This is a genomic window from Pseudomonas sp. LAM2023, assembly GCF_016620375.1.
Lineage (GTDB): Bacteria > Pseudomonadota > Gammaproteobacteria > Pseudomonadales > Pseudomonadaceae > Aquipseudomonas > Aquipseudomonas anuradhapurensis.
Window position 1 is genome coordinate 199,919 of record NZ_JAENHV010000015.1, and the last position, 25,079, is coordinate 224,997.

The window sequence follows — 25,079 nt, forward strand, 5'->3', positions numbered from 1 at the left end:
ATGCAAGCGGTTCAGCAAGAGATTGCCCAGGCGCTGAAGGTACAGCCGCCGTTCGCCGACGCTGCCGCGCTCGAGGCCGAAGTCGCCCGGCGCGTAGCGTTCATCAAGGATTGCCTGGCCAACGCCCGGCTCAAGACCCTGGTGCTGGGCATCAGCGGCGGCGTCGACTCGCTGACCGCGGCCCTGCTCGCCCAACGTGCCATCAACGAGCTGCGTGCCGAGACCGGTGACAAGGCCTATACCTTCATCGCGGTGCGCCTGCCTTACCATGTCCAGCATGATGAACACGACGCCCAGGCCTGCCTGGAGGTGATCAAGGCCGATGAAGTACACACCATTGATATCGCCCCGGCGGTAAAAGCCCTGGCTGGCGAAGTAGAGGAACTGAAGAACGGTTCGCCGACCTTGGTGGATTTTGTCGTCGGTAACGTCAAGGCTCGCACCCGCATGATTGCCCAGTACACCCTGGCCGGTGCGCGCGGGGGGCTGGTGATCGGCACCGACCACGCTGCCGAAGCGGTAATGGGCTTCTTTACCAAGTTCGGCGATGGGGCATGTGACCTGGCACCGCTGAGCGGGTTGGTGAAAAACCAGGTGCGGGCGATTGCGCGCAGCTTTGGTGCGCCAGAATCACTGGTGGAGAAGGTGCCGACCGCAGACCTGGAAGACCTCGAGCCGGGCAAGCCGGATGAAGCGTCCCATGGCGTGACCTACCAGCAGATCGATGCCTTCCTGCATGGGCTACCGGTTGACCAGGAAGCGTTCGACATCATCGTCGCCACCTACCGCAAGACCCAGCACAAGCGCGAACTGCCGTTCGCCCCTTAAAAGCTTCGCTGGCTCGCCCGCTCCCACAGGTACACCAGTTGCTGAGCATTGTGGTGTACCTGTGGGAGCGGGCAAGCCCGCGAATAGGCCCGAACTGCCTACACAGCTTTGATTACTTGACGACGACCGTGCCTTTCATCATCGAGATGTGGCCTGGGAACGAGCAGAAGAAGCCGTAGTCTGTGCCAGCTGCCAACTTGGACACATCAAAGGTCACAGAATCTTTTTCGCCCGCGCCAATGATCTTGGTATGAGCGATGACACGCTCGTCACCCTCTTTCAGATAGGCCTTATCGATACCAGCACTCAGGCCTTCGGTAGCGATCGGCTGCATATCAGCTGCCTTGCTGATGACAATGTTGTGGCCCATGACGTTCTTCGGCAGGTTGCCCGAATGCTCCAGGTTCACAGTGAATTGCTTGCAGCTCTTGTCGATGACGATTTCCTTGGTGTTGAAGGACATCTGGTCGGTCGAGTCGACAGTTACCGAGCACTCGGCTGCGAAGACAGAGGCGCTGGCGAGGGTCAGCAGGGATACCGCTACAGCTTTCGCAAACATCATGAATCTCCTTGGCAGGGTTTTATCAATTGCGAGACTGCCTGAAACCGTTCAGCCCCTTGCTGATATGGGTCAAGGGGCTGTCAAGCGGTCAGCCAGTAGAATTGTTCAATCGATTGTATACAACCAATTCAAGAGCACATCATGCACTTTTATTGGACGATGGGACAACCTCTCATTTAGGAGCAATACGAAATGACCCTAGGTAGCCTGATGAACAGCCTGCTCGCGGCCTACGCCCATGGCGCGACGGGTGCGATCTGTGAATTCTCCCGTCCGGAGTGAAACCTGCCTTGGAACGGTAGCGCACGGGCCTTACCCTGTCTCCCTCAGTGACTGGAGATGAGCAATGCCCGTATGTTCCGTTTGTGTGTTCTGCGGCGCCAGCATCGGCGCCAACCCTGCCTACCGTGAAGCGGCCGTCGCGCTGGGCCAGGCGATTGCCCATCGCGGCCTGACCCTGGTCTATGGCGGTGGCGCGGTTGGCCTGATGGGCGCCGTCGCCGACGCAGCCATGGCGGCCGGTGGCGAAGTGGTCGGGATCATCCCTGAGAGCCTGATGAATGCCGAAATCGGCCACAAGGGCCTCAGCCGCCTGGAAGTGGTCGACGGCATGCACGCGCGCAAGGCACGCATGGCCGAGCTGAGCGATGCGTTCATTGCCCTGCCGGGTGGGCTGGGTACGCTGGAAGAGTTGTTTGAAACATGGACCTGGGGGCAGCTGGGATATCACGCCAAGCCGCTGGGCCTGCTCGATGTGGATGGCTTCTACGAGAAGCTGGGCGGGTTCCTCGACCATATCGTCGCAGAAGGCTTCGTGCGCCCACAGCATCGGGCGATGCTGCTGCTGGCGCAGCAGCCTGATGAACTGCTGGACGGAATGGACAACTTCGTCGCGCCGGTGGCGCCGAAGTGGGTCGACAGGAAACCTGACTGAACCTGTGATTTTGGGACCGCTTTGCGGTCCATCGCGACACAAGGCCGCTCCTACAATGAGCGTGCAAACCCTACAGTTCCGGGTGCTCGCGGTCGGTGTAGGAGCGGCCTTGTGTCGCGATGGGCTGCAAAGCAGCCCCAAAATCGCCAGTTAACGCGGGAGAACTGGCTGACGCGGCTTCTTCTTGCCCTTGCCGCCCTTGCCCGCTTCCTTGCGCTCCTTGGCCGCCTGCTGGTTACGCGCAAACGCTTCGGCCTTGGCCTTCTCGCGCTTGTCCCACGGCTTGCTGCCATCACTGCCACGTGGCGGCAGGCCGGTGTGCTGGGTAAGGATCTTCTGCTCCTTGCCGACCTTGTGGCTACCCGCCGGGGTCGAGTTCTTGCGGCGCGCGCTCTGGTAACTGTCGGTCTGTGGCTGGTGCAGCGGAATCAGCTGGTGCTTGCCCGGCCCGATCAGGTCGGCGCGGCCCATGCGCTGCAGCGCTTCACGCAGCATCGGCCAGCCCTTCGGGTCGTGGTAGCGCAGGAACGCCTTGTGCAGGCGGCGCTGCTCCTCGCTCTTGACGATCTCCACGCCTTCGCTCTTGTAGGTCACCTTGCGCAGCGGGTTCTTGCCCGAGTGGTACATGGCCGTGGCCGAGGCCATCGGCGACGGATAGAAGGCCTGCACCTGGTCGGCGCGGAAGCCGTTGCCCTTCAGCCACAGGGCCAGGTTCATCATGTCTTCGTCGGTGGTGCCCGGGTGCGCGGCGATGAAGTACGGGATCAGGTACTGCTCCTTGCCCGCCTCTTTCGAGAACTTCTCGAACATGCGCTTGAAGCGGTCGTAGGTACCGATGCCCGGCTTCATCATCTTGTCCAGCGGGCCACGCTCGGTGTGCTCCGGGGCAATCTTCAGGTAACCGCCGACATGGTGGGTGACCAGCTCCTTGACGTACTCCGGCGACTCCACGGCCAGGTCGTAGCGCAGGCCCGAGGCAATCAGGATCTTCTTCACCCCCGGCAGGGCACGCGCCTTGCGGTACAGCTCGATCAGCGAGCTGTGGTCGGTGTTGAGGTTTTCACAGATGCCCGGGAACACGCACGACGGCTTGCGGCAGTGTTTCTCGATGTCAGGGCTCTTGCAGGCGATACGGTACATGTTGGCGGTCGGGCCGCCCAGGTCGGAGACCACGCCGGTAAAGCCCGGCACCTTGTCGCGCATCTCCTCGATCTCATGCAGGATCGATTCGTGCGAACGGTTCTGGATGATGCGGCCTTCGTGCTCGGTGATCGAGCAGAAGGTGCAGCCACCGAAGCAGCCGCGCATGATGTTTACCGAGAAACGGATCATCTCATAGGCCGGGATGCGCTCCTTGCCATAGGCCGGGTGCGGCACGCGGGCGTAAGGCATGCCGAACACGTAGTCCATTTCCTCGGTGGTCATGGGGATAGGTGGTGGGTTGAACCACACATCCACTTCACCATGCTTCTGCACCAGGGCGCGGGCGTTGCCGGGGTTGGTTTCCAGATGCAGCACACGGTTGGCGTGGGCATACAGCACCGGGTCGTTACGCACCTTCTCGAACGACGGCAGGCGGATGACCGATTTGTCCCGGGTCATGCGCGGGCTGTCGAGAATCTGCACCACCTTGGCTTCGTTCGGGTCTTCCACCTCGCCCTTGGCCTGCTCGATGGCGCAGGCCTGGGTGTCCTGGGTGTTCACGTACGGGTTGATGATCTTGTCCACGCGGCCCGGGCGGTCGATGCGCGTGGAATCGATCTCGTACCAGCCCTCGGGCGTGTCGCGGCGCACGAAGGCCGTACCGCGCACGTCGGTGATGCTTTCGATCTTCTCGCCGCTGGCCAGGCGCTGAGCTACCTCAACCACTGCACGCTCGGCGTTGCCGAACAACAGGATGTCGGCGCTGGCGTCGATCAGGATCGAATGGCGCACCTTGTCCTGCCAATAGTCGTAGTGGGCGATCCGGCGCAGCGACGCTTCGATGCCGCCCAGCACGATCGGCACGTGCTTGTAGGCTTCCTTGCAGCGCTGGCTGTAGACCAGGCTGGCGCGGTCCGGGCGCTTGCCGGCCAGGCCGCCAGGGGTGTAGGCGTCGTCGGAACGAATCTTCTTGTCCGCAGTGTAGCGGTTGATCATCGAGTCCATGTTGCCCGCAGCCACGCCGAAGAACAGGTTCGGCTCGCCGAGCTTCATGAAGTCGTCCTTCGACTGCCAGTTCGGCTGGGCAATGATGCCCACACGGAAGCCCTGGGCCTCCAACAGGCGGCCGATGATGGCCATGCCGAACGATGGGTGGTCGACGTAGGCATCGCCGGTCACGATGATGATGTCGCAGGAATCCCAGCCGAGCAGATCCATCTCCTCCCTGCTCATCGGCAGGAAAGGTGCTGGCCCGAAGCATTCGGCCCAGTACTTGGGATAGTCGTAGAGTGGTTTGGCTGCTTGCATGTCAGTGACCGGTTCTGGTGTGCAGGAAAATCGCGGGCGCGGAATATAGCACAAATTTTGACCAAATCCGACGATGGTTGTCGGATTCATGGATACCGATGAGCAAGGCCGCTCTGTTGGAACGGCCTGTGTCGCGATCGGGCGCGACACAAGGCCGCAAGCCAGGGGACCGCAATTGCCAGCGATAACTTGGTTCGCAGGTTTTACGGCCGCTTCGCGCCCGATCGCGACACAAGGCCGCTCCTGCACGGGCCCGGTTATTCGTCGTCGTCGAAGTTGTACATGCCCGGCGCAAGGTTTTCAAAGCGGGTGTACTTGCCGATGAATGCCAGGCGTACGAAGCCGATGGGGCCGTTACGCTGTTTACCGATGATGATTTCCGCCACGCCCTTGTGCTCGGTCTCGGGGTGATACACCTCGTCGCGGTAGACGAACATGATCACGTCGGCGTCCTGCTCGATCGCACCGGACTCACGCAAGTCGGAGTTCACCGGGCGTTTGTTCGGCCGCTGTTCCAGGGAACGGTTCAGCTGCGACAGGGCGATGACCGGGCAGTTGAACTCCTTGGCCAGGGCCTTGAGCGAGCGGGAGATCTCGGAGATCTCGTTGGTACGGTTGTCACCGGCCGAACCGGGGATCTGCATCAGCTGCAGGTAGTCGACCATGATCATGGCGATTTCGCCGTGCTCACGGGCCAGGCGACGGGTGCGCGCGCGCATTTCCGAGGGGCTGATGCCGGCGGTATCGTCGATGAACAGCTTGCGGTCGTTGAGCAGGTTCACAGCCGAAGTCAGACGCGGCCAGTCATCGTCGTCCAGTTGACCGGAACGCACCTTGGTCTGGTCGATACGGCCCAGCGACGACAGCATACGCATGATCAGCGACTCACCTGGCATCTCGAGGGAGAACACCAGCACCGCCTTGTCGGTACGCAGTACGGCGTTCTCCACCAGGTTCATGGCGAAGGTGGTCTTGCCCATCGACGGACGGCCGGCAACGATGATCAGGTCGGCCGGCTGCAGGCCACTGGTCTTCTCGTCCAGGTCGGTGAAGCCGGTGGAAACACCGGTGATGTCGCTGTCAGAGTTGAACAGCGTGTCGATACGGTCGATCGCCATGGTCAACAGTTCGTTGACCCCTACCGGGCCGCCGGTTTTCGGCCGCGCCTCGGCGATCTGGAAGATCTGCCGCTCGGCATCGTCGAGGATTTCTTCGGCATTGCGCCCTTGCGGGTTGAATGCATTATCGGCGATGTCGGTACTGATGCTGATCAGCTGGCGCAGGGTGGCACGCTCGCGAATGATCGCGGCGTAGGCCTTGATGTTGGCGACCGATGGGGTGTTCTTGGCCAGTTCGGCCAGGTACGCCAGGCCACCGACCTGCGATGACAGGCCTTCCTTGTCCAGTTGCTCATGCAGCGTGACCACGTCGAATGGCTGGTTGGCATCAGCCAACTTGTGCACGGCGCGGAAGATCAGGCGGTGGTCATGCCGGTAGAAATCGCCGTCCGACACCTGGTCCAGTACCCGCTCCCAGGCGTTGTTATCCAGCATCAGGCCACCGAGCACGGCCTGTTCGGCCTCGATGGAATGCGGCGGCACCTTCAGGGCTGCGGTTTGCAGGTCAAGCTGTTCGGGGGTGGTGATCTCGTTCATGGCCACGAAAGAATTCTTGAGGATGAAAAAGACAAAGGGCACGGCCTGTCAAAAACAGGACCGTGCCCGATGTTAACCGCCCGGCTCACGAGGAGCCAGCCAGTCAGCGCAGCTTAGGCAGCTACGACGACCACGCGTACGGTGGCTTCAACGTCGCTGTGCAGGTGCACGGCTACGTCGTATTCGCCAACCTGACGGATGGTGCCGTTCGGCAGACGAACTTCAGCCTTGGCCACTTCAACGCCGGAGGCGGTCAGGGCGTCAGCGATGTCGTGGGTGCCGATCGAACCGAACAGCTTGCCTTCGTCGCCAGCGGTGGCAGTGATGGTCACTTCCAGCTCGGCCAGTTGGGCAGCGCGGCTTTCAGCCGAAGCTTTCTTGTCAGCGGCTGCTTTTTCCAGCTCGGCACGACGCTCTTCGAACGCAGCCAGGTTGGCGGCGTTGGCAACGGTGGCCTTGCCGAATGGCAGCAGGAAGTTACGGCCGTAACCAGCCTTAACCTTTACTTTGTCGCCCAGGTTGCCCAGGTTAGCGACTTTTTCCAGCAGGATCAGTTCCATTTGGTAAAACCTCTTAACTTTTAACCTTCACCGTTCGCGGAGTCATTCCCCTTGGGGGACTTGCGACCGCGAAAATCAATCAGGCTGTCGACAATGGCCAAAACCACCAGCAACGGATAAATCAGCTGCATGATCAGCGGCAACGTCACGTACATCCCCACCAGCCAGAAACCGGCCAGTCGGCCCTGTGCCACCAGCCCGTGCATCAAGGCGATGCCGGCCAGCACCAGTACCAGGCTCGAGGCCGATGCCAGGACGATGAACTGCGGCCCGATAAACGGGGCCACCACCATCACTGCCACCAAGACCGCCATGGTCTGTTTCGGCAACTTCAGGGCGCGAAACTCGCGACCGAAGCCTCCAGGGTTGTACAACGCTGCCTGCCAGTAGCGCGCCAGCACCAGGGCCAACACGCTGAACAATTGCACCGTCACTGCTGTGGAAGCGACCAGCACAGGGCGGATCAGCTCACCGGAAAGCACCGGTTGCCCTTCGATTTTCGGCATGGCTTCGGCAAACGCCTTGGCCAGCCCGTCGAAGGTTTGCGCCAGCGCCAGATCGAGCACGAGGCTGAAAGCCACGGCGAACACGGCACTGACCACCAACACCCGGCTCCAGGGATGCTCGGCGCGCAGCAGCGCAGCCAGGCCCAGGGCACCCGCGATCACCAGGAAGGTGATCGGATCGCCCATGACCCACACGGCCAGCCCGGCCAGCAGGCCGCCGGCGATGACCGTAGTAGCATCCTTGAACCCACGCCGCAGCAGCACAAGGCTGCTGGCAGCGGCACTCAACCAGAACAGCAGCGGCAATACCGCGCTGATGACCACCACCAGGGTGGCCTGCACACGACCGCGCATGATGAAACTTGCTAACGCTCGCATGCTAATCCCTTACTGCTTGTCGACGACCCGGTCTCAGCGGCCGTGGCTGTCGGTGTAGGGCAGCAGGGCCAGGAAGCGGGCGCGCTTGATAGCGGTAGCCAGCTGACGCTGATAACGAGCTTTGGTACCGGTGATACGGCTTGGAACGATCTTGCCGGTTTCGGATACGTAAGCTTTCAGGGTGTTGAGATCTTTGAAGTCGATCTCTTTCACGTCTTCAGCAGTGAAGCGGCAGAATTTACGACGACGGAAGAAACGTGCCATTTAATAGGCTCCTCTAAAGGTCCGTGGATTACTCGTCAGCGTTATCGCTGGAGTCGCTGTCATTGCTGTCGTCGCCGTCGGCGGATTCAGCATGCTCAGGACGCTCACGACGCTCACGGCGCTCGCTGCGGTTTTCTTCAGCCTTCAGCATCTCGGACTGGCCGGTAACGGCTTCGTCGCGACGGATGACCAGGTTACGGATAACGGCATCGTTGTAGCGGAAGTTGTCTTCCAGCTCGGCCAGGGCCTTGCCGGTGCACTCAACGTTCAGCATCACGTAGTGAGCCTTGTGAACATTGTTGATTGCGTAGGCCAGTTGACGACGGCCCCAGTCTTCCAGGCGGTGGATCTTGCCACCATCTTCTTCGATCAGCTTGGTGTAACGCTCAACCATGCCGCCGACTTGCTCGCTCTGGTCCGGGTGAACCAGGAAGATGATTTCGTAATGACGCATGAATGCTCCTTACGGGTTAGTAGTCTGCCAGTGGATCTGGTCAGACAAGGAGTGAATGACACTGGTGTGTCTTGCCAGGGAGTAGAGGCACATGCGCACCTGCCAGCTCGGCAAGGGGCGCAATTGTAGAGAAGGCGGGACACACAAGCAAGGAAATTGGCGATTATTTGAACAGCCAGAAACATATTCACAATGTGCAAGGCCCCATTCGCGGGCACGCCCGCTCCTACAGGCTCAGCGCAGCCTTTGGCATTGCAGATTACCTGTGGGAGCGGGCGTGCCCGCGAAGAGGCCGGTACAGGCTATCGATCAGCGCTTGGCCTGCCGCTGGCGCACGGCCTCGAACAGGCAGACCCCGGTCGCCACCGAGACGTTCAGGCTGCTGACGCTACCGGCCATCGGCAGCTTCACCAGGAAATCGCAATGCTCGCGGGTCAGCCGGCGCATGCCCTTGCCTTCCGCGCCCATGATCATCACCAGCGGCCCGGTCAGGTCCTGCTGGTAGATCTCCTGCTCGGCTTCGCCAGCGGTACCGACCACCCACAGGCCACGCTGCTGCAACTTCTCCAGGGTGCGCGCCAAGTTGGTCACGGCCACCAGCGGGATCACTTCCGCCGCTCCGCAGGCCACCTTGCGCACCACCGGGGTCAGGGTTGCAGACTTGTCCTTGGGCACGATCACCGCCGTGGCACCGGCCGCATCGGCGGTACGCAGGCAGGCACCGAGGTTATGCGGGTCGGTGACGCCGTCCAGCACCAGGATCAGCGGTGGCGTTTCGCTACGCTCAAGCAGCTCCTCGAGCATCAACTCGCCCCACACCTGGCTTGGGCTCACCTCGGCAACCACGCCCTGGTGCACGCCTTCGACCCAGGCATCCAGCTCGCGACGCTCGGCCTGGCCAACCGCCACGCGGTTTTCTGCGGCCAGCGCCAGCAACGCCTGGATGCGCGGCTCGCTGCGCCCTTCCGACAGCCAGATCTGCTTGACCCGCTTCGGATGGTGCTGCAGCAATGCCTGCACGGCGTGCACGCCGTAGATCTTTTCCAGCTGACTCATGACTTGTTCTTGCTCTTGCGTGGCGCGCCGGACTTCGACGGCCCTTTACGGTGCTTGGTCGGCTTGCCAGAGGCCTTGCCACCTTTGTCCGACTTGCTGCCGGCATGGCCGCTGCTGCGCGCCTCGCTCATCAGCGCCTTCTTCATTTCGCGGCTCTTGCGCACTTCGGCGTTACGCTGCACGGCGTCCTTCGGGAAGTACGCCTCGGCGGTCTCGCTCTTGCGGCTGCGCGGCTTCGGCGTGGCCTTGGCCTCGACCGGGGCCTGCTCGGCCTGGCCGGCAGCCGGTGCGGCGCCACGCTGCTTGCGGCCGATCGGCGCGGCAAGGGTGCTTTCCGACACTTCGAAATCGATCTTGCGCTCGTCCAGATCGACGCGCATGACCTTGACCTCGATCGTGTCGCCCAGGCGGAAGCTGCGCCCGGTGCGTTCGCCAGACAGGCGGTGGTGCACCGGGTCGAAGTGGTAGTAGTCACCCGGCAGCGCACTGACGTGCACCAGGCCTTCTACATAGATATCGGTCAGCTCGACGAACAGGCCGAACCCGGTCACTGCGGTGATCACGCCCGGGAAGGTCTCGCCCACGCGGTCCTTCATGAACTCGCACTTGAGCCAGTTGACCACGTCACGGGTGGCTTCATCGGCCCGGCGCTCGGTCATCGAGCACTGCTCGCCGAGTTGCTCGAGGGTGTTCTCGTCATACGGGTAGATACGCGCCTTGGGAATGCTCATGGCGCCGGCACGCTTGACGTGCGGGGTATCGACCCTGGAGCGGATGATGCTGCGGATGGCGCGGTGCACCAGCAGGTCCGGATAGCGACGAATCGGCGAGGTGAAGTGGGTGTACGCCTCGTAGTTCAGGCCGAAGTGGCCGTTGTTTTCGGTGCTGTACACCGCCTGGCTCAGCGAACGCAGCATCACGGTCTGGATCAGGTGGAAGTCCGGGCGCCCGGCGATGCTCGCCAGCAAGGCCTGGTAATCCTTCGGCGACGGATCCTTGCCCTTGTGCAGGGTCAGGCCCAGCTCGCCGAGGAAGGCGCGCAGCTTTTCCAGGCGCTCTGGCGGCGGGCCGTCGTGCACGCGGTACAACGCAGGCACGCCATGCTTCTGCAGGAACTCGGCGGTGGCCACGTTGGCCGCCAGCATGCATTCCTCGATCAGCTTGTGGGCATCGTTGCGCACGGTCGGGCGGATTTCCGCGATCTTGCGCTCGTCGCCGAAGATGATGCGGGTTTCCTGGGTCTCGAAGTCGATCGCGCCACGGGTGTGGCGGGCAGCTACCAGCACCTTGTACAGGTTGTACAGGTTCTTCAGGTCCGGCACGACTGCCTTGTACTCCTCGCGCAGCGCCTTGCCCTCACGGGTGCGGGAGTGCTCGAGCATGCTGCTGACCTTGTTGTAGGTCAGGCGGGCGTGGGAGTGGATGACACCTTCATAGAACTGGTAGCCGACCATCTGGCCGGCCTTGTTCATGGTCATTTCGCAGACCATGGCCAGGCGATCGACATGCGGGTTCAGCGAGCACAGGCCGTTGGACAGTTCCTCGGGGAGCATCGGCACCACACGCTCGGGGAAGTACACCGAGTTGCCGCGCTGCTGCGCCTCGACGTCCAGGGCCGAGCCCAGGCGCACGTAGCTGGACACATCGGCGATCGCCACATACAGGCGCCAGCCGCCGGAGAACAGGCGCAGCTTGCCCAGCGGCTCGCAATACACGGCATCGTCGAAGTCGCGGGCGTCCTCGCCGTCGATGGTAACGAACGGCAGGTGGCGCAGGTCGACCCGCTTCTCCTTGTCCTTCTCTTCGACTTCGGAGCGGAACTTGCGCGCTTCCTTGATCACTTCCTTGGGCCAGACGTGCGGGATGTCGTAGCTGCGCAGGGCAACGTCGATTTCCATGCCCGGCGCCATATAGTTGCCGATGACTTCGACCACATCGCCTTGCGGCTGGAAGCGCGGGGTTGGCCAGTGGGTGATCTTGATCTCGACGAACTGGCCGATCTTCGCGCCACCATTGCGCCCGGCAGTCACCAGCACTTCCTGCTGGATCTTCGGGTTGTCCGGGGTCACGTAGCCGATGCCGCCTTCTTCGAAGTAACGGCCGACCACGCTTTCGTGGGCACGGGAAATGATCTCGACCAGCACGCCTTCGCGGCGGCCACGGCGATCGACGCCAGACACGCGGGCCAGGCCGCGGTCGCCATCGAACACCAGGCGCATCTGCGCCGGGCTGAGGAACAGGTCTTCGCTGCCGTCATCGGGGATCAGGAAACCGAAGCCGTCACGATGGCCGGAGACGCGGCCGCAGATCAGGTCCAGCTTGTCCACCGGGGCATAAGTGCCGCGCCGGGTATAGATAAGCTGGCCGTCACGTTCCATGGCGCGCAGGCGACGGCGCAGGGCTTCGATCTGGTCTTCGTCGTGAAGACCGAACTCGGCCGCCAGCTCCTCGCGCGCGGCCGGTTCGCCACGGTCGGCAAGGCGCTGCAGGATCAGCTCACGGCTGGGAATGGGGTTGTCGTATTTTTCCGCTTCGCGAGCGGCCTCGGGATCGAGGGATTGCCAATCGGCCATCAGAAGGGGTTCACCTTGGGGTATATAGATAGGAATTCTGGCATAGGCGTATTGAAACCGGAAATGTCAGCCTTGGACAGCCCCACCGGCATCTCCGGCGGGCAGGAATAGGCCTGCGGAATCAACAAGTTGAATTTTTTGAAATTTTTTTCGCTCAGGGGGTTTACAGCCCCCCGGACCGTCCGTATAGTGCGCACCACAACGACGGACAACCCCGAAGTTGTAGTAGAGATGAACGACGCTGTAAAGCATCTTTTAATCTCGAATGTGTGCCCAGGTGGCGGAATTGGTAGACGCGCTGGTTTCAGGTATCAGTGGCTTAACGGCCGTGGAAGTTCGAGTCTTCTCCTGGGCACCAAATATTTTCAAGTAATAGATGACCAAGGATCTGTTACTACTGTGTGAAAGCGAACGATAGTCGCCTTCTCCAGATGATGCAAAGCTTTGCCCAGGTGGCGGAATTGGTAGACGCGCTGGTTTCAGGTATCAGTGACTTAACGGTCGTGGAAGTTCGAGTCTTCTCCTGGGCACCATACAAAAACCCACTAGCTTGCTAGTGGGTTTTTTCTTGCCTGCGATTTTTGTATCCCTTCTCTTTTCGGTCATAGGTGCAAACCTGTGCTGGCCTCTTCGCGGCTAAAGCCGCTCCCACAGGTATTTCACCCCCTCAAGACCCGTGATGCAGCTGTGGGAGCGGGTTTACCCGCGAAGAGGCCAGCACAGCCAACACACCTTCAGACTCTTGCACCATGGTCTGACCATGAATTTCTCCTCATCCGGCCACTTGAGAAACGATTTCGTTTACCATTGTTTCCAAATATGTAGCCGTAAGCGAGGAAGTACCCGCATGACGATCCGCCCGCAACCGCTGATGCGTACCTTGGCCGCCGCCGTGCTGAGCCTGGTCATCGGCGCTCCGGCCGCCATGGCAGATGCACCGGTCACCCTGACCATGTACAACGGCCAGCACAAGGAAATCGGCGAAGCCATCGCCAAGGCCTACGAGGCCAAGACCGGTATCCACATCAATATTCGCAAGGGCAGCAGCAACCAGCTGGCCAGCCAGATCATCGAGGAAGGCGACCGCTCGCCGGCCGATATCATCTACACCGAAGAGTCGCCGCCGCTGAACAACCTGGGCGAGCTGGGCCTGCTGGCGAAGATCGACGATGCCACGCTGAACATGCTGCCCAAGGAGTACGTTGGCGCCAACGGCACCTGGATGGGCGTCACTGCACGTACCCGGGTCGTCGTGTACAACCCGAAGAAGATCGACGAGAAAGACCTGCCAACCACCGTCATGGATTTTGCCGGCCCTGAATGGGATGGCCGCGTCGGCTATGTACCCACCAGCGGCGCATTCCAGGAACAGGCCGTGGCCATCCTGAAGATGCATGGGCGCGAAGCCACCGAAGAATGGCTCACCGGCCTGAAAGCCTTCGGCAAGACCTACACCAACAACATGGTCGCCCTGAAGGCCGTGGAAAAAGGCGAAGTCGCTGCCGTACTGGTGAACAACTACTACTGGTATGCACTGGAACGCGAGCGCGGCAAGCTCGACTCCAGGCTGTACTACCTGGCCGACGGCGATGCCGGCAACCTGGTAACCATCTCCGGCGCTGCAGCGGTCAAGGCCAGCAAGCACCCGAAGGAAGCCCAGGCCCTGCTCAACTGGATGGCCAGCGAAGAAGGCCAGCGCGTGATCACCCAGACCACCGCCGAGTACCCGCTGCACAAGGGCATGGTTTCCGACCGTGGCCTGAAGCCGTTCGAAGAGCTGCGCCCGCCAAAGATCTCGCCGGCGGACCTGGGCAATGCCGAGGAAGCCATCGAGCTTGAACGCGAGGTCGGCCTGCTCTGATGACTGCCGCCCTGTCCGAGCCGGTACCGGTACGCTTCGTACCGCGCCGCAAGCGCCCTTCCGTCTGGGTGGTGCTGCCTGTGCTGTTCTTGGTGGCCATGAGCTTGCTGCCGTTGGCCTATGTCGCCATCAAAGCCTGGGAAGCCGGCTGGCGCGAAGCCTTGCACCTGCTGTGGCGGCCGTTTGTCTGGGGGCTGATGCGCAACACCCTGATGCTGATGGTCGGGGTGACGCTGGCCTGCATGGTGGTCGGCCTGGCCCTGGCCTGGTTGCTGGAGCGCAGCAACCTGGTCGGGCGCAGGCTGTGGGGCGTGGTGCTGTGCCTGCCGTTCGCCGTACCGTCGTTCGTCAGCAGCTTCACCTGGGTATCGCTGAGCTCGGACTTCGAAGGCCTGGGCGGGGCGATCCTGGTCATGGCCCTGTCCAAGTACCCGCTGGTGTTCCTGCCGGTGGCGGCGACCCTGCGCAACCTCGATACCTCGCTGGAGGAGTCGGCACGCACCCTCGGTTGCAGCCGCTGGGGCGTATTCGTCAAGGTCACGCTACCGCTGCTGTGGCCATCGATGCTCGGCGGCGCACTGCTGATTGCCTTGCACATGCTGGTGGAGTTCGGCGCGCTGTCGATCCTCGGCCTGCAGACCTTCACCACGGCGATCTACCAGCAGTTCGAACTGGAGTTCAGCAATGCCAATGCGGCCATGCTCTCGGCAGTACTGCTGGCGCTGTGCCTGGTGATGCTGTGGCTGGAATTGCGCGTGCGCGGCAAGGCCCGCCACGTGCGCATCGGCCAGGGCGTGGCACGCCGCGCGCAGCCGGTGCGGCTACGCGGCTGGGCCGTACTGGCGCAGCTGTTCTGTGTCGCCCTGGCAGTGCTGGGCAGCGGCATTCCGCTGGCCATGCTCGGCTACTGGCTGAGCGTGGGCTCATCAGCGGCCTTCCCGGTAGCGGCCATCTCCAAGGCGCTGTTCACCTCACTGTCGGTGTCGCTTGGTGGTGCCGGCTTCTGCGTGCTCCTGGCCCTGCCGATCAGCTTCCTGGTGGTGCGCTACAAAGGCCGCCTGGCAATCTGGGCCGAACGCCTGCCGTACCTGCTGCACGCCCTGCCCGGCCTGGTGATTGCCCTGACCCTGGTGTTTTTCGCCCTGCACTATGTACCGGCGCTGTACCAGACCACGGCCTTGTTGTTGCTCGCCTACGCGCTGCTGTTCCTGCCACTGGCCCAGTCGCCAGTGCGTACTGCGCTGAACAAGGCTTCGCCGACGCTGGAGGAAGCCGCACGTACCTTGGGCGCGAACAGCTTTGCCGCGTTCTGCCGGGTGACCTTGCCGATCATCTTCCCGGCCATGGCAGCGGCCTTTGCGCTGGTGTTTCTGGATGCCATGAAGGAATTGACCGCGACATTGCTGCTCAGCCCTACCGGCATGACCACCTTGGCAACCGAGGTGTGGGCCCATACCGCCAACGTCGAGTTCGCGGCAGCAGCGCCTTACGCGGCATTGCTGATCGTGGTGTCAGGGTTGCCGGTTTACCTGCTGACTACGCGGATGTATCTGAACAAGGCGTAACCTGCTTCGCGGGCTTGCCCGCGAAACAGCCTTCAGGCGATGTTGCGCAGCATGCGCCGCACGATAGGCCCGTGAGCCTTGCCGACCGGCAGCATGTAGAGGCGGCCGAACCTGTTGAAGCACTGCACCGAGGTGGTAACGCGCAAGTGTTGCCGCCCCAGCCCTGCTTCAGCCAGGTCCAGGCTCACCATTACCGCCAGGTGCGTGTCGCGCGAAGTCAGCACCAGTTGCCGGTCACTGATCGCCTCGACAGTGAAGAAATCCAGAAGCTCGCCCACTGCCGGCACCTGCTGCGGCCTGCGTGACGAGAAACCGTGGATGGCGGCAACATGGAACCGCCGCGAGATGCCATCGCGCAGGCGGAAGGCCACGGCCAGCCAGCCCGGGACGTGCGAGGTCATGGCGCAGTAGGCCTGGAAGGCGGTCATTGGCGCAGTGACGACGGTGCCATCGCAATGAAGAAAATCCAGTTCCGCCGGGGCGGCGACCAGTTGCGCAGACATGAACAACTCCCTTTGCCATCTGTCGCCGCCATCATAGCAACGCAGCCCCTTGTAGGAGCAGCCCATCGCGACGCAAGGCCGCTCCTACAGCGATCGCATCAGGCCCTGAACTGGCCCAGGCTTGCCCGCAGTTGCGCGGCCAGGTCATCCAGTACCTTGCTGCTGGCCGTGGTCTGCATCACCACCTCGGCCGAGCGCTCGGCCTGTGCATGGATGTTCTCCACCCGCCCGCGTACCGCCTGTGCGCCATGGGCCTGCTGTTCGGCGGCCCGGGTCGCCAGGCCGATCGCCGCATGCACCTGCTCGACCGCCACCTGCACCGACTGCTGGCGGCGCTCGTTGTCGCGCAGCACCAGCAGCCCTTCGCTGGCCTTGAGCCCGGCCTGGCTGATGGTCGCCACGGCTTCCTTCGCACCTTTCTGCAAGGCGGCGATATGCGCCTGTATGTCACCGGTGGAGCTTTGCGTCTTGCTCGCCAACGCCCGCACTTCATCAGCCACGACGGCAAACCCGCGCCCGGTCTCGCCCGCCCGGGCAGCCTCGATGGCAGCGTTGAGGGCCAACAGGTTGGTCTGTTCGGCAATACCGTGGATCACCGTCAGCACCACTTCAATCTGTTCACTCTGCTTGGCCAGCCGCTCGATCACCTGCGAGCCGGTCTCCACCTGCTCGGCCAGGTTCTCGATCAAGCCGGCCAGCTGGGTCGAAGTGCGGCTGTTTTCATTGGTGGCCTGGCGGATATCCACGACTTGTTGCAGCGCCGCCTGCATCGCATGGCTTTCGGCCTGGGCCTCATCAGCCATGCTCGACAGGTCGCGCAGGCTGGCCGCCACTTCATCGCGCTGCAACGCAGCGGCGGCATCGGCGCCCGCATTGCGCTGGGCCATCGCGCCGATCTCGACCCCGGTACGCTGGGCCACCTCGCCGGCCTCGCGCACGATGGGTTGCAGCTTGTCGACGAAGCGGTTTACCGCCGAGGCCATGTCGCCGATTTCGTCACGGCTGTCCAGCGGCACTCGCTTGGTCAGGTCGCCTTCGCCGGCCGCCAGGTCATCGAGCGCAGCAATCAACAGGCGCAACTTGCTCAGCACCCGACGGCCAAGCACCACGGCCACCACCAACAGAACGCCCAGCCCCACCAGCACCAGGCCCAGGCCGATCCGCCAGCGCAGCTCGGCGGCGGCATCGCGCACGGTCTGGGCGGTGTTGGCCTGCATGGCAGCAGCACTGCCCTGCGCCTTTTCCAGGCGCTCACGCAGGGTCTTGCCACTGTCGGCAGCCGCACCGACCAGGCTATCGCCAACCAGCTGCTCGCCGCTGGCGATCAGGGCTGCGAAGCGCTGGTCGAGGGCTTTCAGTTCCTGGTCGATGCCAGCGGTGGACACCCCCATCACCACCTTGCCGATTTCCGCGCCATTGGGGCTGATCGAGGCTTCGACGAAGTACACCGCCGGGTCATGCCGGGCGGCATCGATCACCTTGTCCAGCGCACGCTCGCCCTGACCCTTGTCCATCAGCGCCTGGTTGATCGGGTTTTGCCGGTTCAGGTAGCGGGTCAGGTGCTGGCCTTGGGCATCGTCATAGACCACGAACAACACGTTGGGGTTGCGCTGGGCACGGCGGGCAAAGTCCGAGAGCACTGGCACATCGTTATCCCAGATCGCACGCGGGGCGACCGAGGCCAGCAGTTCGGCCATGTCGTTGGCGGAGTCCTTGAGGTTCTTTTCCAGGGTACTGCGCAGTTGCTGCTGTTCGCTTTGCAGGCGCGCCGACAAGCCGGCGCTCAGGCGCTGGCGGGTGCTGCTGGACAGGCTGTCGAGGCCCGAGCGGACATCTTGCCCGGCTTGCTCGAGGTCGCCGGCGAGTTCGCGACTGTCGTTACCCAGGCGCTCGCCCAGTTCGGCCTCCAGGGCCGTGACCGTGCTGCGGGTAAGCGCAACGGCCACCAGCACCTGCACCAAAAGAGCGATACCAAGGGCAACAAACACAGGCCGCAAAAGGCGGCTTCGTAACAGTGAGAGAATGGCAGACACGGTGAAACCCTCGTGTATTCTGGCGCCACTACTTTGATGGCATCTTCAGAAGCTTCTTACAGCAAGGGTTGTGCCGGGGGCAGCAGGGATAAGTGCCAAGGTTTAGCAATGGGTTTTCCTGAACCGGCCTCTTCGCGGGCTTGCCCGCTCCCACAGGGACCCCGCACATTCTGAAATTTGTGGAGGCTCTGTGGGAGCGCGCAAGCCCGCGAAGAGGCCGGTTCAGGAAAGCACAAATGAAAACGCCGCAGCCCCTTTCAGGGCCACGGCGTCAGATCAGCCTGGAAGGCAGATCAGGCGAACGGATGACGCAGCACGATGGTCTCGTTGCGGTCCGGGCCAGTGGAGATGATGTCGATCGGCGCACCGATCAGCGCTTCGATGCGCTTGATGTAGGCGCGAGCGTTGGCTGGCAGTTCTTCCAGGGTTTTAACGCCCAGGGTCGACTCGCTCCAGCCTGGCATCTCTTCGTACACCGGCTCCAGGCCGATGTAGCTGTCGGCATCGGAAGGCGCGTCGATGACGGCACCGTTCTCGTTCTTGTAGCCCACGCAGATGTTGATGGTTTCCAGGCCGTCCAGTACGTCCAGCTTGGTCAGGCAGATGCCCGAGATGCTGTTGACGTCGATGGCACGACGCAGGATGACGGCATCGAACCAGCCGCAACGGCGCGCACGGCCAGTGGTGGAACCGAACTCGTGGCCACGCTTGGCCAGGGTAGCGCCGGTCTCGTCGAACAGTTCGGTCGGGAACGGACCGGAACCCACGCGAGTGGTGTAGGCCTTGGTGATACCCAGAATGTAGTCGAGGTACATCGGGCCAACGCCGGAACCAGTGGAAATACCGCCAGCGGTGGTGTTGGAGCTGGTGACGTACGGGTAGGTACCGTGGTCGATGTCCAGCAGCGAACCCTGGGCGCCTTCGAACATGATGTCCTTGCCGGCGCGGCGCAGGTTGTGCAGCTCGGCAGTGACGTCGAGCATCATCGGCTTGAGCTGTTCGGCGTAGGCCATGCATTCGTCCAGGGTCTGCTGGAAGTCGATGGCCGGCTCTTTGTAGTAGTTCACCAGCTGGAAGTTGTGGTAATCCAGCAGCTCACCGAGTTTGGCAGCGAAACGCTCGCGGTGGAACAGATCGCCGACGCGCAGGCCGCGACGTGCAACCTTGTCTTCATAGGCTGGGCCGATACCGCGGCCGGTGGTGCCGATCTTGGCTTCGCCACGGGCTTTCTCGCGGGCTTGGTCCAGGGCCACGTGGTACGACAGGATCAGCGGCGCAGCCGGGGAAATGCGCAGGCGCTCACGCACCGGTACGCCCTTCTCTTCCAGCTTGGTGATTTCACGCATCAGCGCGTCCGGTGCAACGACCACGCCGTTGCCGATCAGGCACTGTACGCCTTCACGCAGGATGCCCGAGGGAATCAGGTGCAGAACGGTCTTTTCACCATTGATCACCAGGGTGTGACCCGCGTTGTGGCCACCCTGGTAGCGCACTACGGCGGCAGCATGTTCGGTCAGCAGATCGACGATCTTGCCTTTGCCCTCATCACCCCACTGGGTACCCAGGACGACGACATTCTTACCCATTACATTGGTCCTCATTCACGCAAACTTGGTTGTCGGCCTGTTGCCGACGCAGAAACTCACTGGGTCAGCGGCAGAACCTGCCAGCGCCCGTCTTGCTGAATCAATTGCCGATCACAATCCGCCTCGAGGGCAGCACTCAACGGCTGGCCAGGCAGGGCCTGAACCACACGCTGGCCCTCGTTGCGCAACTGGCAGACTTGCTGCCAGAGGGCCGCGTCGCCACTGTCCGGCATCCAGATGCCGCCAGCTGGCAATACGACCTCCGCTCGCCCCAGTGTGACCAGGGTCTTCAAATCCGTGGAGAAGCCGGTGGCCGGGCGCGCCCGGCCAAAGTCGGCGCCGATGTCATCGTAGCGCCCGCCCTGGGCGATCGATTGGCCTTCGCCAGGCACGAACACGGCGAACACCACGCCGGTGTGGTAGTGGTAACCACGCAGTTCGCCGAGGTCGAAGTACAACGGCAGCTCGGGGAAGCGCGATGCCAGGCGATCGGCGATCGCCAGCAGGTCATCCAGCGCCGCCAGCACGCTGGCCGGGGCACGGCCCAGGCGCACGCGGGCCTCGGCCAGCACCTCACGACCACCGCACAGCTCGACCAGCGCGCGCAGCATGTTGCCCAAGTCATTTGGCAGGTCGGCGGTCAACGCCTGGACCTCATCGACGGCCTTGCGCTGCAGGGCGTCGAACAGCTGCTGCTCGACCGCACCAGACAGGCCGGCAGCACGGGCCAGGCCGCGGTAGATACCGACGTGGCCGAGGTCCATGTGCACATCCGGCACGTCGGCCAGTTGCAGCGTGGCGAGCATCAGGCTGATGACTTCGACATCACTGGTAGGGCTGGCATCGCCGTACAGCTCGGCACCCAGCTGGATCGGGCTGCGCGAGGTGGACAGGGCGCGCGGCTGGGCGTGCAGCACGCTACCGGCATAGCACAGGCGGCTCGGGCCTTCACGACGCAGGGTGTGGGCATCGATGCGTGCCACCTGCGGGGTGAAGTCGGCGCGGAAGCCCATCAGGCGGCCGGACTGCGGGTCCACCACCTTGAAGGTGCGCTGATCCAGGTCCTGGCCGGCGCCGGTGAGCAGCGACTCCAGGTACTCGATATGCGGGGTGACGACCAGTTCGTAGCCCCAACTCTGGAACAGGTCCAACACCTGGCGGCGCGCGATTTCGATGCGCGCAGCCTCAGGTGGCAGTACTTCCTCGATGCCATCTGGCAGCAGCCAGCGGTCTACCGTTGCCATTACGCCATTTCCCCTCTGGTCCGGGTGGCTTGCCAGCAGGCGAGCCGTCAGTAAAGCCGGTATCGCGCACAGCAGCGGGCAGCACTGATCCCAGCGCAGCCACCGTACCCGATACCCTCGAATTGCCATGCGACCTGACCAAACCGTCAACTGGCGGTTTGCCAATCAACCTTGCAGACGCAAAAAAGCCGGGAAATTTCCCGGCTGCCTCATCATACACCCCTTTTCCATCAGGATGCACCCCGCCAGGCGTTTTAGCTGCCAGGCGGGGGCCGCTGCATTGGAATCAGGGCCTGAGCATCACGGCTTGCTCTTGTCCAGGAAGCGGAAGAACTCGTTCTTCGGGTCCAGGACCAGCACGTCGCTCTTGCTCGAGAAGCTCTCGCGGTACGCCTGCAGGCTACGGTAGAACGCATAGAAATCGGCGTCCTGGGTGTAGGCCTTGGCGTAGATGGCGGCCGCCTGGGCGTCGCCGTCACCGCGGGTTTCCTCTGCCTCGCGATAGGCCTCGGCCAGCAGTACACGACGCTGACGGTCAGCATCGGCACGGATACCCTCAGCCAGCTCGTTACCCTTGGCGCGGTGCTCGCGGGCTTCACGCTCACGCTCGGTGCTCATGCGATCGAACACGCTGCGGTTGACTTCCTTCGGCAGGTCGATGGCCTTGACGCGTACGTCCACCACCTCGATACCCAGCTCCTTGGCGGCCATGCGGTTGAGCGATGCAGTGATGTCAGCCATCAGCGCGTCACGTTCACCGGAAACCACCTCGTGCAGGGTACGTTTACCGAACTGGTCACGCAGGCCGCTTTCCAGACGACGCGACAGACGCTCGTCGGCAATCTGCTTCATGCCGGAGGTAGCGGTATAGAAGCGCTCGGCATCCTTGACGCGCCACTTGGCGTAGGCGTCGACCATCACCGCTTTCTTCTCCAGGGTCAGGAACCGCTGGGTCGGGGCGTCGAGGGTCATCAGGCGGGCGTCGAACTTGCGTACCTGGTTCACGTACGGAATCTTCACGTGCAGGCCCGGCTGGACATCCGCCTGGACTACCTTACCGAAGCGCAGCATTACCGCACGCTCGGTCTGCGACACGATATAGAAGCTGTTCCAGGCAACGATGGCCAGGACCACGGCGGCGATCAGGGCGATCAGCGATCGGTTGCTCATCAGCGGCTCTCCCTAGTGCGCAGCGGCTGCTGTTGCTGTTGCAGGTCCTGCGCCGCACGGGCGGCCGCATCGTTGACCGATGGCGACACGCTGGTGGTTGGCGCGGACGGGTTGCGGCTGCCTTCGACCATCTTGTCCAGCGGCAGGTAGAGCAGGTTGTTCTGCCCGTCCTTGGTTGCCACCATGACCTTGCTCGAATTGCTGTAGACCTCCTGCATGGTCTCCAGGTACAGGCGCTGACGGGTCACGTCAGGTGCCTTGCGGTACTCGGCAACCAGCTTGGTGAAGCGGTCGGCCTCGCCCTTGGCACGGGCAATGACTTCGTCACGGTAACCGTTGGCATCCTCGATGATGCGCTGGGCCTGGCCACGCGCTTCCGGCACCACGCCGTTGGCGTAGGACTCGGCCTGGTTGCGCGCACGCTGCTCGTCTTCACGGGCACGGATCACGTCGTCGAAGGCCTCCTGCACTTCACGCGGGGCTGCCGCGCTCTGCACGTTGACCTGGGTAACGGTGATACCGGTGCGGTAGTTGTCGAGGAAGCGCTGCAGGCGTTCGCGGATATCCACGGCCATCTGCTCGCGGCCCTCGGTCAGCACCTGGTCCATCGAGGTGGAACCCACCACGTGGCGCAGGGCGCTTTCGGTCGCGTGCTGCAGGCTGACCTCCGGCTGGTCGACGTTGAGCACGAAGTCCTGCAGGTTGCTGATCTTGTACTGCACCGTCAGCGGCACCTCGACGATGTTCTCGTCTTCGGTCAGCATCTGGCCCTGCTTGGTGTAGGCACGCTCACGCGTGACGTTTTCCATGTACTTGCGATCGATCGGCGGGAAGTAAATGTTCAGGCCGGGACCGACCGTTTCATAGTACTTGCCGAAGCGCAGCACCACGGCCTGCTCCTGCTCGTCGACGACATACACGGCGCTGTACAGCCAGATGGCCGCCAGTACCGCCAGGCCGATGCCCAGCAGGCCCAGGCCACCGCCCTTGCCGACATTGCGGTCGCCGCCGCCACGTTTCTTGCCACTGCCGAACATGCCGTTCAGGCTGTCCTGCAATTTGCGGAAGGCCTCGTCCAGATCCGGCGGACCTTTCTTGTCACCACCGCCGCCACCGCCACCACGGCGGCCGCCCCAGGGATCCTGATTGTTCGAGTTGCCACCCGGCTCGTTCCAAGCCATAGCGCTCTCCATCTGATAAAGCAAAGACGCGCCCACGGCGCGCCGTCCAATGCTACAGAATGCCTGTCACTGCTGCCCGGCGACCTCGACGAGCATTTATTGCAAAGTGTGTTGCTCGACAAACACTTGCGGCTCCATGCCTTCGCGGCTGACCAGGCGATTCAGTTCCACCCTGGGCAGTCGCACGCTCAGCAGGCTGCGCCCTTCTTCATCATGCGCTTCACTCTGCACGGCACCCAGGGCAAAGAATTGCGCGCGCAAGCGGGCAAAACGCTGCTCCAGACACAGGGTACCGACAAACAGATCATCCCCCAGCAACTCGGCAATCGCCTGGCCGACCAGCTCCAGGCCACGCCCATCGCGTGCCGATACCCAGACCCGCTCAGGCTTGCCATCGGCATTGCGCTGGATCTGCGGCTCGACATCTTCGAGCAAGTCGAGTTTGTTATACACCTCGAGGATCGGCAACCCTTCGGCACCAATCTCGCCCAACACCGCCAGCACCTGCTCGATCTGCTCCATGCGCTCTGGCTCATGGGCGTCGATCACATGCAGCAACAGGTCGGAGTTGCTCGACTCTTCGAGCGTAGCCCGAAATGCCTCGACCAGCTTGTGCGGGAGGTGGCGAATGAAACCCACGGTGTCAGCCAGCACGATCGGCCCCAGGTCGTTCAGTTCGAGCCGGCGCAGGGTCGGGTCGAGGGTGGCGAACAGCTGGTCCGCGGCATACACCTCGGATGCGGTCAGGGCATTGAACAGCGTGGATTTGCCGGCGTTGGTATAACCCACCAGCGACACCGACGGGATATCCGCGCGCTTGCGCCCGCGACGCGCCTGCTCACGCTGGCTGCGCACCTTTTCCAGGCGTGACTTGATCTGCCGAATCCGTACCCGCAACAGGCGGCGGTCGGTTTCCAGCTGGGTTTCACCCGGGCCGCGCAGGCCGATACCACCCTTCTGCCGTTCAAGGTGGGTCCAACCGCGGACCAGCCGCGTGCTCATGTGTTCGAGCTGGGCCAGTTCGACCTGCAGCTTGCCTTCATGGGTACGCGCCCGCTGGGCGAAGATATCGAGGATCAGCCCGGTACGATCGAGCACACGGCACTCGAAAACGCGTTCGAGGTTGCGCTCCTGACTGGGCGTGAGGGTGTGATTGAAAATCACCAGGTCTACCTGTTCGGCATGGACCAGGTCGTGCAACTCCTCGACCTTGCCAGTGCCAATCAGGTATTTGGCGGAAGGCTGATGCCTTGACACCGTGACCAGCGAGACGATGTCGGCACCTGCCGACAATGCCAGCTCCTGAAACTCCTGCGGGTCTTCGCGCGCCTCAGGGTTCTGACCTTCCAAGTGAACGAGCAACGCCCGTTCACCACCACCGTGGCGCTCAAAGAACAATGCAGGCTCCTATCAGGCGTTGCCTGGCTCGCTGTCGCCGTGATCGGAATCGGACGGGCTTGGCAGGCGAACCGGACGTGCAGGAACCACGGTCGAGATGGCGTGCTTGTAGACCATCTGGCTGACGGTGTTCTTCAGCAGTACCACGAACTGGTCGAAGGATTCGATCGAGCCCTGCAGTTTGATGCCGTTGACCAGGTAGATGGATACCGGGACCTTTTCTTTTCTCAAGGTGTTCAAGTAAGGGTCTTGTAGCGAATGCCCTTTTGACATATGCCGCACTCCTGTAAGGATCAATAATAGAAAATCAAGAAAAT

At 62.6% G+C, this 25,079-nt stretch carries 21 protein-coding genes, 2 tRNA genes and 1 pseudogene; 6 read left to right on the plus strand and 18 right to left on the minus strand.

From position 1 onward, the window contains the following. Positions 1 to 828 carry an ammonia-dependent NAD(+) synthetase gene (gene nadE, locus JKP78_RS06595; RefSeq protein ID WP_170032993.1) on the plus strand — a complete coding sequence of 276 codons (828 nt, stop codon included), beginning with the start codon at positions 1 to 3 and terminating at the stop codon, positions 826 to 828. Positions 829 to 940: 112 nt separating this feature from the next. Here the strand turns inward: nadE and azu are convergent, their stop codons facing one another. After that, positions 941 to 1,387 (minus strand): azurin, encoded by a 447-nt coding sequence (gene azu / locus JKP78_RS06600; RefSeq protein ID WP_186686756.1) that lies wholly within the window; start codon positions 1,385 to 1,387, stop codon positions 941 to 943. A 349-nt stretch (positions 1,388 to 1,736) separates the two neighbouring features. Here azu and JKP78_RS06605 point away from each other — a divergent pair, with 349 nt between their 5' ends. Continuing rightward, positions 1,737 to 2,324, plus strand: coding sequence for a TIGR00730 family Rossman fold protein (locus JKP78_RS06605; protein ID WP_200626312.1), 588 nt, complete (start codon positions 1,737 to 1,739; stop codon positions 2,322 to 2,324). A gap of 150 nt (positions 2,325 to 2,474) precedes the next feature. On the opposite strand, the gene JKP78_RS06610 is transcribed toward JKP78_RS06605, so the two are convergent. From JKP78_RS06610 to rnr, 8 genes are all read right to left on the minus strand, one after another. Then, positions 2,475 to 4,775, minus strand: a complete 2,301-nt coding sequence (locus JKP78_RS06610) for a YgiQ family radical SAM protein (RefSeq protein ID WP_186686469.1) — start codon at positions 4,773 to 4,775, stop codon at positions 2,475 to 2,477. Between the two features lie 257 nt (positions 4,776 to 5,032). Beyond that, positions 5,033 to 6,430: a replicative DNA helicase gene (gene dnaB, locus JKP78_RS06615; RefSeq protein ID WP_170033000.1), complete on the minus strand. Its 1,398-nt coding sequence runs from the start codon at positions 6,428 to 6,430 to the stop codon at positions 5,033 to 5,035. Between the two features lie 113 nt (positions 6,431 to 6,543). Next, positions 6,544 to 6,990, minus strand: a complete 447-nt coding sequence (rplI, locus tag JKP78_RS06620; RefSeq protein WP_003249568.1) for a 50S ribosomal protein L9 — start codon at positions 6,988 to 6,990, stop codon at positions 6,544 to 6,546. Positions 6,991 to 7,010: 20 nt separating this feature from the next. Next, positions 7,011 to 7,874, minus strand: coding sequence for a hypothetical protein (locus tag JKP78_RS06625; RefSeq protein ID WP_186686466.1), 864 nt, complete (start codon positions 7,872 to 7,874; stop codon positions 7,011 to 7,013). A gap of 33 nt (positions 7,875 to 7,907) precedes the next feature. Next, the gene (gene rpsR, locus JKP78_RS06630) at positions 7,908 to 8,138 is read right to left on the minus strand and encodes a 30S ribosomal protein S18 (protein WP_003249563.1); all 231 of its coding nucleotides are present in this window, start codon (positions 8,136 to 8,138) and stop codon (positions 7,908 to 7,910) included. A gap of 28 nt (positions 8,139 to 8,166) precedes the next feature. After that, positions 8,167 to 8,592, minus strand: a complete 426-nt coding sequence (gene rpsF, locus JKP78_RS06635; RefSeq protein ID WP_013974420.1) for a 30S ribosomal protein S6 — start codon at positions 8,590 to 8,592, stop codon at positions 8,167 to 8,169. Positions 8,593 to 8,901: 309 nt separating this feature from the next. Further along, a complete protein-coding gene (gene rlmB / locus JKP78_RS06640; protein ID WP_170033004.1) occupies positions 8,902 to 9,648 on the minus strand; it encodes a 23S rRNA (guanosine(2251)-2'-O)-methyltransferase RlmB in 747 nt (248 codons plus the stop codon). Further along, positions 9,645 to 12,221, minus strand: coding sequence for a ribonuclease R (rnr, locus tag JKP78_RS06645; protein ID WP_200626314.1), 2,577 nt, complete (start codon positions 12,219 to 12,221; stop codon positions 9,645 to 9,647). The genes rlmB and rnr overlap by 4 nt, the downstream gene beginning before the upstream one ends. A 271-nt stretch (positions 12,222 to 12,492) precedes the next feature. On the opposite strand from rnr, the gene JKP78_RS06650 reads away from it, so the two are divergent. The 4 genes from JKP78_RS06650 to JKP78_RS06665 all read left to right on the plus strand — a co-directional run bounded on the left by JKP78_RS06650 (position 12,493) and on the right by JKP78_RS06665 (position 15,647). Beyond that, positions 12,493 to 12,579, plus strand: a tRNA-Leu gene (locus JKP78_RS06650). An 88-nt stretch (positions 12,580 to 12,667) separates the two neighbouring features. Beyond that, positions 12,668 to 12,754, plus strand: a tRNA-Leu gene (locus JKP78_RS06655). Positions 12,755 to 13,068: 314 nt separating this feature from the next. Next, a complete protein-coding gene (locus JKP78_RS06660) occupies positions 13,069 to 14,082 on the plus strand; it encodes an extracellular solute-binding protein (protein WP_170033008.1) in 1,014 nt (337 codons plus the stop codon). After that, complete coding sequence (locus JKP78_RS06665; protein ID WP_170033009.1) at positions 14,082 to 15,647, plus strand: ABC transporter permease; 1,566 nt, start codon at positions 14,082 to 14,084, stop codon at positions 15,645 to 15,647. The genes JKP78_RS06660 and JKP78_RS06665 overlap by 1 nt, the downstream gene beginning before the upstream one ends. Positions 15,648 to 15,679: 32 nt before the next feature. Here the strand turns inward: JKP78_RS06665 and JKP78_RS06670 are convergent, their stop codons facing one another. From JKP78_RS06670 to hfq, 9 genes and pseudogenes are all read right to left on the minus strand, one after another. Then, positions 15,680 to 16,150 (minus strand): DUF2867 domain-containing protein, encoded by a 471-nt coding sequence (locus tag JKP78_RS06670; protein WP_200626315.1) that lies wholly within the window; start codon positions 16,148 to 16,150, stop codon positions 15,680 to 15,682. A 98-nt stretch (positions 16,151 to 16,248) separates the two neighbouring features. Further along, positions 16,249 to 17,133, minus strand: coding sequence for a methyl-accepting chemotaxis protein (locus JKP78_RS25385; protein WP_372241585.1), 885 nt, complete (start codon positions 17,131 to 17,133; stop codon positions 16,249 to 16,251). 21 nt (positions 17,134 to 17,154) lie between these two features. Beyond that, positions 17,155 to 17,847, minus strand: a pseudogene (locus tag JKP78_RS25390) (methyl-accepting chemotaxis protein); the annotation flags it as partial. Between the two features lie 629 nt (positions 17,848 to 18,476). Next, positions 18,477 to 19,769, minus strand: coding sequence for an adenylosuccinate synthase (locus JKP78_RS06680; RefSeq protein ID WP_063911922.1), 1,293 nt, complete (start codon positions 19,767 to 19,769; stop codon positions 18,477 to 18,479). Positions 19,770 to 19,825: 56 nt separating this feature from the next. Next, entirely contained in the window at positions 19,826 to 21,013 is a 1,188-nt protein-coding gene (locus JKP78_RS06685) for an ATP phosphoribosyltransferase regulatory subunit (RefSeq protein WP_200626317.1), read from the minus strand. 300 nt (positions 21,014 to 21,313) lie between these two features. Continuing rightward, positions 21,314 to 22,183 carry a protease modulator HflC gene (hflC, locus tag JKP78_RS06690; RefSeq protein ID WP_170033014.1) on the minus strand — a complete coding sequence of 290 codons (870 nt, stop codon included), beginning with the start codon at positions 22,181 to 22,183 and terminating at the stop codon, positions 21,314 to 21,316. Continuing rightward, entirely contained in the window at positions 22,183 to 23,364 is a 1,182-nt protein-coding gene (hflK, locus tag JKP78_RS06695; protein WP_170033015.1) for an FtsH protease activity modulator HflK, read from the minus strand. Before hflK ends, hflC begins: the two co-directional genes overlap by 1 nt. Before the next feature lie 96 nt (positions 23,365 to 23,460). After that, positions 23,461 to 24,762, minus strand: a complete 1,302-nt coding sequence (hflX, locus tag JKP78_RS06700; RefSeq protein WP_170033016.1) for a ribosome rescue GTPase HflX — start codon at positions 24,760 to 24,762, stop codon at positions 23,461 to 23,463. Between the two features lie 12 nt (positions 24,763 to 24,774). After that, positions 24,775 to 25,035 carry an RNA chaperone Hfq gene (gene hfq, locus JKP78_RS06705; RefSeq protein WP_015272006.1) on the minus strand — a complete coding sequence of 87 codons (261 nt, stop codon included), beginning with the start codon at positions 25,033 to 25,035 and terminating at the stop codon, positions 24,775 to 24,777. Positions 25,036 to 25,079 lie beyond the last annotated feature (44 nt).